Source organism: Nocardiopsis sp. NPDC057823, assembly GCF_042797335.1.
GTDB lineage: Bacteria > Actinomycetota > Actinomycetes > Streptosporangiales > Streptosporangiaceae > Nocardiopsis > Nocardiopsis changdeensis.
The window spans coordinates 1-10,190 of the sequence record NZ_JBHVLR010000012.1 but is presented as its reverse complement, the minus strand read 5'-3'; the positions used below and the strand labels follow the sequence as shown (position 1 = coordinate 10,190).

The window sequence follows — 10,190 nt, the reverse complement described above, 5'->3', positions numbered from 1 at the left end:
CTCCGTTCCAGGGGGACGCGGAGGCCCGGCCGCACCCGTGTGCGGCCGGGCCGGGAAAAGGGGTTCGGTTCCCGAAGGCGGGTCAGACGCCCAGGAGCGGGATGTCGTTCTTGCCGAGGTGGTAGTCGCGCACGGCGGCGACCAGCTCGCCGACGCTGAGGGTGCCGTCGCCGTCGGTGTCGATCTGCTGGAACGCCTCCCGGGCCTGGTCGGCGGACAGGCCGATGGCCTCGAACCACCGCTCCAGCTCCACCGGGCTGATCTCGCCGTCGCCGTCGGTGTCGGCGATGCCCATGATGGCCTGGATGGTGGGCTGGAGGACCTCGGCGAAGCCGGCGTTGCCGCGGCTGACGATCTCGCTCTGGGCGGCCTGGAGGAAGGCCTCCTTGTCGAGCTGCTCGGTGCCGGCGGACCGCGCCAGCCGGTCGAACAGGCCGAGGTAGGCGGCCCGCAGGCCGGCCGCGCCCGGACCCGAGGCGTCGGCGCCGAAGCGGTCGAGGATGTTCTGGATCTCCTGCTCGAAGTCCGAGCGCTCGATCACGCCGTTGCCGTTGTGGTCCCAGAGGTTGAAGCGCTCTTCGAGGCGGCTGCTGGCCTTGACGGCGACGCTCATGAATTCTCCTTGAGAAAAGAAAATGAAAAGGAAAGGGTATTTCCGAAGGGGGAATACCGCGGGCTTTCCACCAGGGGCCCGATCCCTTTTACATATTACCCCGACCCGACCCCCGGAAAAACCCTCGGGCAAGAGATCGTCAAAACTGCGGAAACTTTATATCGGACATTCTTCGGTATTTTCTGCAAATGATCCCGGGAAGAGGTCGGCCACCGCCTCCGCGCTCCCCTGCCGGAAGACCACGCGCTCCTCCGGGAGCAGCTCCAGGTCCCGGCCGGTGGGCACCGGGTCGGCGTGGATCAGCACGTTGTAGTGGTTGGGCGTGTGGCAGGCGTCGAAGCCCAGGACCACGCCCACCCGGCGCGGGCCGATCCACACCTCGTCGCCCCGGTCCACGACGCCGGCCGCGGTGATCTCGGCGAAGCCGAGGAAGCCCACGCGGTCGATCCGCGTCCCCTCGGCGGTCCCGGTGTGGTCGGTGGCGACCAGCTCGTGGACCTCGCCCGCGCGCACACAGCGGCTCGCGAACGGCTCCAGCCGCATGCCCCGGTCGGTCCTGCGGTGCACCAGCACCTTGACCAGGGCCGCGGCCACCTCCCGTTTGGCCCCGTCCTCGTGCGGGTTCACCGGACCACCCCCTCTTCCCGGGCCGCCGCGCGGTAGGCCTCGGCGACCAGGCGCAGCGCGGACACCCCGGCCCCGTCGCCGGCCCGTCCGGCGCGGATCCGGGCGGCGAAGTCGGCCGCGACGCCCTCGTACTCGTGCCACAGCGACTCCTTGAAGGCGGGGCGCCCGGCCAGCAGGTCGGCCGTCAGCACCCGCCCGTCCGCGGTGCGCACCTCCACGTCCTTGCGCTCCCCCGGATGGGACCAGTCCAGCAGCACCCGGGCCCGCGCGGCCCCGGCCGCCAGGGCGATGTCCGCCCGGCGGTCCACGCCCGCCCCGTCGTGCTCCACCCGGGCCGCGGTCACCTCGGCCCGGCCCAGCAGGGTCTCCACCAGGTCGAAGGCGTTGGGCCCGTTGTCGGCCACGCATCCGCCGCCGCACCGGGCCGGGTCCAGGTACCAGGTGTCGTCCCCCGCGTGCTCCTCGATCCGCTCTAGGTAGCGCACGGTCACCTCCTCCACGGCGTGCCCGGCGATCCGCTCCCGCAGCGCCGCGAACTCGGAGTTGTACCGGCGGTGGAAGGCCGTGAACAGCACCGTCCCGCGCTCCCGGGCCAGGGCTGCCAGCATCTCCCCCTCAGCCACGTCCAGTGCCAGGGGCTTCTCCGCGCACACCGCCGCTCCGGCGGCGATCGCGTCCGCGCAGATCCGCGCGTGCGCGTCGTTGGGCGCGGTGACCACGACCGCGTCGGGCCGTTCGCGCTCCAGCATCCGGACGTGGTCGGTGTACCCGGCCGCTCCGGGCGGCGGGGCCGCGATCCGGGCCGGGGCCAGGTCGCAGACCGCGACCAGGTCCCAGTCCGGGGAGTCCGCCAGTGCCTTCAGGTGGAACCGGGAGATCACCCCCAGGCCCACCACCGCCACGCGCAGCGCCCTCATCGCCCCTCCTCCAGGATCGCGGGGGCGGCCAGGCCGGTCCGCTCCGCCACGTCGGCCAGTTCGCGGTACAGCCCGGCGGCCAGCGGCACACCGTGCTCCCTGCACCGCCGGGCCCGGTGGTACTCGTGCCAGCCGGGGTAGCGCACCGGGTCCGCGGGATCGACGGGCGGGCAGCCCAGCACCGTCCCGAACAACTCCTCGGCGTCCTCGCGCACGCCCCCGCGCAGCGCGTCGGGGGCCACGGCCAGCATCAGGTACCCGATGTCGTCGTCGCGCCCGGCGGGGCTCCCGTCGCCGGCCAGGGCCTGCGGGGCGGGGCCGCGCCCGGAGCCGGAGACCAGGGCGGACAGCACCTCGACCAGCAGCCCCAGGCCGAAGCCCTTGTACCGGCCCGGCTCTCCGCCGAGCCACATCAGGTGCGCGCGCCCCGCGTCGAACTCGGCCGGGTCGGTGACCGGGCCGCCGCGGTCGTCGCACAGCAGCCCCTCGGGCACCGGCCGCCCCTCCCGGGCGGCCTGGCGGATGCGCCCGGTGGGCGCGGCGGTGGTGCTCATGTCCAGCAGGAAGGGCGGGTGGTCGCCGGCGGGGGCGGCGGCGCTGAGCGGGTTGGTGCCCAGCAGGGCCGCGGCGCCGCCCGGCGGCCGGGCGATGCGCTGTCCGCCGCAGTTGCTGGCGACCAGGCCGACCATGCCGCGTTCGGCCGCGCGCAGCGCGTGGTACCCGGCGCAGCCCAGGTGGGTGGCGCCGCGGACGGCCACCATCCCGATCCCGCCGGCCTCCGCGCGGTCCGCGGCCAGGTCCATGGCCTCGGTGGCGGCCCACAGCCCGAGGGCGCGGCGGGCGTCGACCAGCACGGCGGCCCCCAGGTCGGTGACGATCCGGGGTTCGGCGCGGGGGTCGGCCCGACCCTCGTCGAGCAGGGGCAGGTAGAGGCGGGTGAGGTTGGCGGTGCCGTGGGAGTCCATCCCGGTCAGGTCGCCGTGGCACAGGGCGCGCGCCGAGGCGGCCGCCCGGTGCGGGGGCAGCCCCCGGTGGGCGAAGACCCCGGTGAGGAAGGCCAGCAGTGAGTCGTGGTCGGTCAGGACCGCGGTCCGCTCCGGGGCGGACCCCGGCGGTTCGGGGGAAAGGGTGGTCACTGGTCTCCGTCCGTTGCGTCGGTGAAGGCGGTCAGCAGGCGGGCCACCGTGTCGGCGAACCCGTCGAGGTCGGACAGGCGCACGCGCTCGTCGTCGCCGTGCGCCCCGTCGGCGGCCAGGTCGCCCGGGCCCAGCACGACCGTGCAGGCGTCGGGGACCCCGGCCATCCAGATGGCGTCGCAGGTGAAGGCCGGCTCGTCCGCCGGCCACCGCGGGACCCCGGCCCGGAGCAGCAGGTCGTGGCCCCAGGCGTCGCGGTCGTCCAGGACGGGCAGGCCCCGTTTGGGCCAGTCCAGGCGGGTGAGGCCGCGGGCGTCGGCGGCGGTGCGGGCGAACAGGGCGGTGTCGGCGAAGGAGGCGGTGAACTCCTCCAGCGCGGTGTCGAACGCGCCGGCCACCTCCCGCTCCAGGGTCCGGCCCGCCCCGGCGTCGGCGTAGGAGAGGTTGAACAGCAGGTCGCCGCTGCCGTACACCCGGTTGTGCAGGGTGCCGGTGTGCAGGCCCGCCACGCACACGGCCCCGGTGCGGGCGTGCCCGTCCAGGGACCGGCCCATCCGGTGGGCGAGGAACCCCAGCAGGACCGAGGCGTTGTGCCCGGTGTGGGGGCGGTCGTCGATCGCGTCCTCGCCGCGCACCGACACCCGGGCGGTCATGGACGCGGTGGAGCGGGTGAGGAACCGGCCGGAGGTGGGCTCGCAGAACACGTTGAGGCGGCCGGTGTGGCCGCGGTCGACCAGCGGCCGGGTGCCCAGCACCCCCATGGCGCCGCCCTCCTCGCCCGCGACGGCCTGGATCAGCACGGCCGTGTCGCGGCCCAGCCGGGGCGAGCGCTCGCGGGCGGCGCGCACCCCGGCCAGCAGCGCCACCGCCGGGCCCTTGGCGTCGACGGCGCCCCGGCCCCGGACGAGGCCGCCGTCGCGGGAGGCCGGCGGCCCGCCCGCGACGGTGTCCAGGTGCACGTTGAACATGACGGTGCGCTCGCGGGGCACGGTGTCGGGTCCCAGGCGCAGCACCAGGCTGGGCTGGCACCGGAGGAACCCGGGGTCGGCGGCGGCCTCGCGCACCGCGGCGGGCACCCCGGGCCGGTCCAGGTCCGCGGGGTCGGCCGGGGCGTGGTGCACGGTGCGGAAGCCCGTGGGCGCGGCGGCCCGGGCGTAGTCACGCTGGGCCTGGTGCAGCCGGGGGCGCGGGCCGTCGCGGCCGACCTCCAGAGGCCCGGCGGTGGGCGTCTCCAGCAGCCGCAGCAGCAGGGCGATGTCGTCCTCGGTGAGGGTCACCGGGCTCCCTCCGTGTTCCAGGACCGGCGCACGAGGTCCTCCAGCCGCCGCCCGTACTCCACGAACGCGGCCGGGTCGCCCCGGCCGGGGTCGGCGCCGTCGGCGAGCAGGTGGGGGCGCAGGTGCAGGTGGGGCTCGATGGACAGGGCGCCGCGGTACCCGTGGTCGGCCAGGATCCCCAGGCACTCCCGCACCCCGGCCTCGCCCTCGCCGGGCGGGACGTAGGCGGTGTCGCCGCCGGGGGTGCGGACCGCGTCCTTGATGTGGACGTGGGCCACGTGGGGGGCCAGTGCGCACAGCATGGCGGGGGCGTCGTAGCCGTGGGCGACCCCGTTGCCGGTGTCGAACAGCAGGCGCAGCGCGGGGCTGTCGGCGTGGGCGAGCAGGTCCAGGGCGCGTTCGGCGTCCTCGCCCGCCCAACCCGCGCAGTTCTCGTGGACCAGCAGCAGGCCGGCGTCCCGGGCCCGCGACGCGAGTTCGCGCACGCGGGCGCGGGCGACCCGGCCCCACTCGGATTCGGTCAGCCCGCCGGAGGGATAGGACATGATCCGCACGGTGCGTGTGCCCAGGAGGGCGCAGCGGCGGGCCAGCGCGTCGAGTTCGGCCAGGTCGAGGGCGAAGTCGCCGGTGGCGGGGCGGGACCAGTCGCCGATCTTGGCGGCGACGGCGACCACCCCGGCCCCGGCGCCGCGGATCCGCTCGGCGGCCCGTGCCACGTCCCGTTCGGGCACGGCGGCGATCGGGACCCCGTCCAGGGTGCGCACCTCCAGCAGGTCCCAGCCGAGCGCGTCCAGGGCGGCCAGCTGGCCGTCCAGGCCGGGTGCGGCCTCGTCGCCCAGGCCCGCGAGGCGGGGGGTCTCAGGCTCCGACGGCACTCTCCACCTCCTGTTCGGCGGCGCGGGCCGAGCACAGGTCCTTGGCCTCGGCGAGCAGCCGGACGGCCTCAACGTGCACGGGCAGGTCGCCCAGGTCGCGGGCGGGCTGCGCGAAGCGGGCGTAGCAGCGGTGCCAGAAGGCGGTCAGGGCGTCGTCGGTGAACACCGACCGGGTGGGCCCGCGGCCGTGGGCCGCCACGGTGAGCTGCGCGGTGTGGTCGGCGTCGCTGCAGGGGTAGTGGCCGGTGAGGACGGCCTCGTCGAACTCCAGCACGATCCGGCGCTCCCGCAGCGGCGAGGTCAGGTCCGACTCGATCCGGGTGAGCACCCCGGTGTGGTGCACCAGGTCCATCCGGGCGGCCCCCAGGCCGGGCAGGCGGATCCCGTCGAAGGCCATGTCGTCGAGTTCCGCCGCGGCCACCTCGGCGTCGCCGGCGAGCGCGACCGCGACGGCGAGGGCGTGCGGGACCTCGACGTCGAAGGCGGTGGGGTGCCCGGAGGACTCCAGGGTCCGGGTGAAGCGGGGCTTGTGCTGGAGCACCGTGAGGGTCCGCAGCCGCCCGAACACCCCGGAGCGGTGGACCGCGAGCAGGCGGGCGCTCAGCGCGCTGGCCGTCCACGGGGTGGCGACGGTGAGGCGCAGGCCCCAGCGGCGGCGCAGCCGGGCGATCGCGGCCAGTTCCGCCAGGTCCAGGGCCAGCGGCTTCTCGACGACGACCATGCGGTATCCCAGGCGGGCGAGCCGTTCCAGCGGTTCGGCCCGCAGGTGCGGCGGGGTGCAGAGGTGGACCACGGTGCTCCGGGGCGGCAGGCGGCGCGCGGCCTCCTCCAGGGAGGGCACCGCCGTCACCCCCTCGGCCCCCGGCTGGAGGGGGTCGTGGCCCATCACCGGTCCCGGGGCGAAGAGGCCGCGCGCCGCCGCCCGCGCTTTGGCGAGCGACGGCGCGTGCAGCCCCCGTCCCGATCTCCCCAGGCCGACGATGAGGGTGTGCAGCATGAAGGGAGGACACCTTTCCGTTCGCGGTCCCCGTCGTTCCGCGGCCCCCGAGGGTGCGCGGAACCGATCGAACGGAAGCACAGACTGGACCGATTCCAGGAAAAGCGTCAAGGAATGGAACGGGTTCTCAGGCCCCAAACCCCGGGGAACGGGGTTCCACAACCTGAGAGGATGTTCTGATAAAGGGCATCATGACACGGCGAGAGAAATCGGAGAGGAAATGCCCGTTTTCTCCGGGGAAATCAGGCGACCGAGAAACTGAACAGCCCGCTGGGCGGGGCGTGCCAGCCGCGGTTCGGGGCCACCGGCACCCCGGGGCCGAAGCAGCCGCGCCCGGCGTGCATGCTCACCTCCGCGTCGGTGAGGTTGACCAGCACGTGGGCGGTCGGCGGGAGTACGGTGCAGCTCCCGGACGCGGGGTCCGGGTAGCGCACGAGGTCCTCGAACTCGGTCGTGAAGACGACGACCTCGCCGGTGGCCGCGTGGGCGGGGACCGCCCCCACCAGCGCGCTCGTCAGGGCAAGGGCGAGCGCGGTGGACAGAACCCTCATTCCACCATCCTTTCTCGTTTCATACGCGATTCACGGAAAAGATCACCTCGCGCACCAATGACACGGAGGATCACCGCGCCAATAATCTCCGAACCCGGTGGTGCCCGCAACAGAAAAGGCGAAGAACGCGGTTTCGGTCCGCCCGGGACACCCGAATAAGCCTCGCCGGACGGAATTCGAACAAAAAGCGGACGCCGGCGCGCGCGGCGGGCGCGCCGGTACCGCCGCCCGTCCGCACCCCGTCGCCCGGCGCCCTGACAGGGCCGGGTGGGCGAGTGTTTGCCCCCTCCATGCCCGCCCCTGGCACGCGGAGCGGCCCCGCGCGGACACGCCCGGTTAGGGTGCCCGCACGGGGCCGAAAAGGGGACGCCCCCCGCGGGGCGGCCCCGCGCCGTCAGGGGGGTGGGGATGGCCGCGCGCGGGCAGGGGCGACCGGTCGCCGTCATCGGCGCCGGCGCGATCGGGACGTCGGTGGCGTCGGCGCTGGCGCGGGCGGGCCGCCCGGTGACGGTGTGCGGCGCGAGCCGCCGGTTCGGGCGGATCGAGGTGACCGAGGACGGGTCCACCGAGTCCTGGCCGGTGGCGCAGGCGGACTCCCCCGGCGACATCGCCGGGTACGACACCGCGGTCCTGGCGGTCAAGGCGCACCAGACCGAGGCGGCCGCCGCGTGGCTCAGGGCCGTCTCCGCCCCCGGGACGACGGTGCTGGTGGCCCAGAACGGGGTGGAACAGCGCGAACGCGTCGCCCCCCACACCGGCGGCGCGTACGTGGTGCCCGCCGTGGTCTACCTGAACGTGGAGCGCACGGGGCCGGGCCGGGCGACCCTGCGCCGCGTCGGCCGCCGGGACCTGGTGCTGCCCGACGAGGCCCCGGCCCGGGCGCTGGCGGCGGAGCTGACGGCGGGACGCATGCGCGTCGGCCTGGAGGCGGACTTCGTGACGGCGGCCTGGGCCAAGCTGCTGGCCAACATCACCGCCAACCCGCTCACCGCCCTGACCGGCCGCCGGGCGGACGTGCTCCGGGACCCGGGGGTCGGCGCCGTCGCCCGCCGCATCATGGACGAGGCCCTCCGGGTCGCCCGCGCCGAGGGCGCCGCGCTGTCCGCCGCGCACGCCCGGGAGGTCCTGGCCTGGCTGGAGAACGCGCCGGAGGGTGCCACCACGTCGATGCTCCAGGACCGGATCGCCGGGCGGCCTCTGGAGTACGACGCCCTGACGGGGGCGGTGGTGCGCGCCGCCGAGCGCCACGGCATCGACGTGCCGGTGAACCGGCTGATCCTGGCGCTGACCGCGGCGACCTGTTCCGGTCCGTGACCCACGTCACCCTGGGTCCGGGGCTCCGGGCGGAACGTCACCTAATGTCAGGAGAACCTCAATTCTTCGGCGAGAAGTGGACACATCGTCCCGAACGTGCTCACCCTCCTTCGGAAAGGGCGGGAAATCCGCCGGTGACCTGCCGGTAACGAACGGACGCCGCCGGTCCTGCCCCGACCCGCACCCGCACACTCCGCACACCCCGCACAGCGAAGGAACACATGACCTCCCCCAACGAGCAGAAACCGGACGACCGCACCGCGTCGCCCCCGGAGGAGTCCGCCGAGGGCCGCTTCACCCGCTCCCGCGTCATCGGTCTCATCGCGGGCCCCCTCGTCGGCCTGATCGTCTACCTGCTCATGCCGGACATGCCGCTGCCGCTCGCCGAGGGCGAGGACGAGGCCGTCATCTCGGCCAACGGCCGCACCGTCGCCGCGATCACCGCGTTCATCGCCATCTGGTGGGCGACCGAGGCCATCCCGATCCCGGTCACCTCGCTGCTGCCGCTGGTGCTGTTCCCCGTGATGCTGGACGGCACGCCCATCGCGAGCGTGTCCTCCTCCTACGGCTCCGACACCATCTTCCTGTTCATGGGCGGCTTCATGCTGGCCCTGGCCATGCAGAAGTGGAACCTGCACAAGCGGATCGCGCTGACCATCGTCTCCAAGGTGGGCTCCAACAGCGCGGGGCTGATCGGCGGCTTCATGATCGCCACCGGGTTCATCACCATGTGGGTGAGCAACACCGCCACCGCCGTGATGATGCTGCCCGTGGGCCTGTCCGTCGTCACCGTCCTCACCCAGTTCCGCAACGGGCGCACCGACGCCAACTTCGCGACCGCCCTCATGCTCGGCATCGCCTACGCGTCGTCCATCGGCTCGGTGGCCACCATCATCGGCACCCCGCCCAACGTGCTCATGGTCGGCTACCTCTCCGACACCCACGACATCACCATCGGCTTCGGCCAGTGGATGCTCGCCGGGGTGCCGCTGGCCGCGGTCTTCCTCCTGATCTCCTGGTTCGTGCTGATCAAGGTGTTCCCGCCCCAGGCCAAGAGGGTCGAGGGCGCCCAGGAGCTGATCGGCTCCGAGCTCGCCGCGATGGGGCCCATGTCCCGCGGCGAGAAGGGCGTCTCCCTGGTGTTCGCGCTGGCCGCCCTGTCCTGGATCTTCATCCCGATCCTGGCCCGCAGCGAGAGCGTCGGCGGCGCCCTACCGTGGCTGGCCGGCATCTCCGACGCCGGGATCGCGATGACGGTCGCCGTCGTCCTCTTCCTGGTCCCGATCGACCGGCAGGGCACCCGCCTGCTCGACTGGGCGACCGCGGTGCAGCTCCCCTGGGGCGTGCTGCTGCTGTTCGGCGGCGGCCTGGCCATCTCCGCGCAGTTCACCGCCAGCGGCCTGAGCGCCTGGATCGGAAGCCAGGTCTCGGTCCTGGCCGGGATCCCCCTGTGGGTGCTGATCCTGGTGGTGACCGCTCTGGTGCTGTTCCTGACCGAGCTCACCAGCAACACCGCGACCGCCGCGACGTTCCTGCCGATCCTGGGGGGCGTGGCGATGGGCATGGACATGGACGTCCTCACCCTCGTGGTCCCCGTGGCCCTGGCCGCCACCATGGCGTTCATGCTCCCGGTGGCCACCCCGCCCAACGCGATCGTGTTCGGCACGGGGCACGTCCGCATCGGCCAGATGATCAAGGGCGGCCTGTGGCTGAACCTCATCGCCCTGGTCGTCATCCTGGGCTCGATGTACGCCCTGTTCTCCTGGGCCATCGGCATCACCATGTAGTCCCTACGCGGTCGGCGGCCCGGGGCGGACGGATGCCCCCCCCGCCCCCCCCCCCGCGGGGGGCGCCCCCCCAAGGGCGCGCGTACCGCCGCCCGG

General features: G+C 74.2%; 10 protein-coding genes. 2 read left to right on the top strand and 8 right to left on the bottom strand.

All coding sequences use genetic code 11. From position 1 onward, the window contains the following. Positions 1-82 precede the first annotated feature (82 nt). The 8 genes from ACFVNO_RS19415 to ACFVNO_RS19380 form a co-directional block, all read right to left on the bottom strand. Complete coding sequence (locus ACFVNO_RS19415; RefSeq protein ID WP_220561687.1) at positions 83-613, bottom strand: EF-hand domain-containing protein; 531 nt, start codon at positions 611-613, stop codon at positions 83-85. A gap of 156 nt (positions 614-769) precedes the next feature. Beyond that, positions 770-1,240, bottom strand: a complete 471-nt coding sequence (locus ACFVNO_RS19410; RefSeq protein ID WP_220561688.1) for a DUF6917 domain-containing protein — start codon at positions 1,238-1,240, stop codon at positions 770-772. Continuing rightward, positions 1,237-2,157 carry a Gfo/Idh/MocA family protein gene (locus tag ACFVNO_RS19405; protein ID WP_220561689.1) on the bottom strand — a complete coding sequence of 307 codons (921 nt, stop codon included), beginning with the start codon at positions 2,155-2,157 and terminating at the stop codon, positions 1,237-1,239. Before ACFVNO_RS19405 ends, ACFVNO_RS19410 begins: the two co-directional genes overlap by 4 nt. After that, positions 2,154-3,293, bottom strand: a complete 1,140-nt coding sequence (locus ACFVNO_RS19400; RefSeq protein WP_220561690.1) for an Ldh family oxidoreductase — start codon at positions 3,291-3,293, stop codon at positions 2,154-2,156. The genes ACFVNO_RS19405 and ACFVNO_RS19400 overlap by 4 nt, the downstream gene beginning before the upstream one ends. Continuing rightward, a complete protein-coding gene (locus ACFVNO_RS19395) occupies positions 3,290-4,570 on the bottom strand; it encodes a M20/M25/M40 family metallo-hydrolase (RefSeq protein WP_355259115.1) in 1,281 nt (426 codons plus the stop codon). The genes ACFVNO_RS19400 and ACFVNO_RS19395 overlap by 4 nt, the downstream gene beginning before the upstream one ends. Then, positions 4,567-5,445 (bottom strand): sugar phosphate isomerase/epimerase family protein, encoded by an 879-nt coding sequence (locus ACFVNO_RS19390; protein ID WP_378894314.1) that lies wholly within the window; start codon positions 5,443-5,445, stop codon positions 4,567-4,569. The genes ACFVNO_RS19395 and ACFVNO_RS19390 overlap by 4 nt, the downstream gene beginning before the upstream one ends. Then, positions 5,429-6,442 (bottom strand): Gfo/Idh/MocA family oxidoreductase, encoded by a 1,014-nt coding sequence (locus ACFVNO_RS19385; protein ID WP_378894311.1) that lies wholly within the window; start codon positions 6,440-6,442, stop codon positions 5,429-5,431. The genes ACFVNO_RS19390 and ACFVNO_RS19385 overlap by 17 nt, the downstream gene beginning before the upstream one ends. A gap of 242 nt (positions 6,443-6,684) precedes the next feature. Next, complete coding sequence (locus tag ACFVNO_RS19380) at positions 6,685-6,993, bottom strand: hypothetical protein (RefSeq protein ID WP_220561694.1); 309 nt, start codon at positions 6,991-6,993, stop codon at positions 6,685-6,687. Positions 6,994-7,401: 408 nt separating this feature from the next. On the opposite strand from ACFVNO_RS19380, the gene ACFVNO_RS19375 reads away from it, so the two are divergent. Next, the gene (locus tag ACFVNO_RS19375) at positions 7,402-8,307 is read left to right on the top strand and encodes a 2-dehydropantoate 2-reductase (RefSeq protein WP_355259104.1); all 906 of its coding nucleotides are present in this window, start codon (positions 7,402-7,404) and stop codon (positions 8,305-8,307) included. Between the two features lie 221 nt (positions 8,308-8,528). Next, on the top strand, positions 8,529-10,094 hold the full coding sequence (locus ACFVNO_RS19370; protein ID WP_355259101.1) for a DASS family sodium-coupled anion symporter: 1,566 nt from the start codon (positions 8,529-8,531) through the stop codon (positions 10,092-10,094). The last annotated feature ends 96 nt before the right edge of the window (positions 10,095-10,190 follow it).

Coding starts and splice junctions, on each gene's coding strand:
- ACFVNO_RS19415 (WP_220561687.1), bottom strand. CDS start 613: ATGAGCGTCGCCGTCAAGGCCAGCAGCCGCCTCGAAGAGCGCTTCAAC.
- ACFVNO_RS19380 (WP_220561694.1), bottom strand. CDS start 6,993: ATGAGGGTTCTGTCCACCGCGCTCGCCCTTGCCCTGACGAGCGCGCTG.
- ACFVNO_RS19405 (WP_220561689.1), bottom strand. CDS start 2,157: ATGAGGGCGCTGCGCGTGGCGGTGGTGGGCCTGGGGGTGATCTCCCGG.
- ACFVNO_RS19370 (WP_355259101.1), top strand. CDS start 8,529: ATGACCTCCCCCAACGAGCAGAAACCGGACGACCGCACCGCGTCGCCC.
- ACFVNO_RS19385 (WP_378894311.1), bottom strand. CDS start 6,442: ATGCTGCACACCCTCATCGTCGGCCTGGGGAGATCGGGACGGGGGCTG.
- ACFVNO_RS19375 (WP_355259104.1), top strand. CDS start 7,402: ATGGCCGCGCGCGGGCAGGGGCGACCGGTCGCCGTCATCGGCGCCGGC.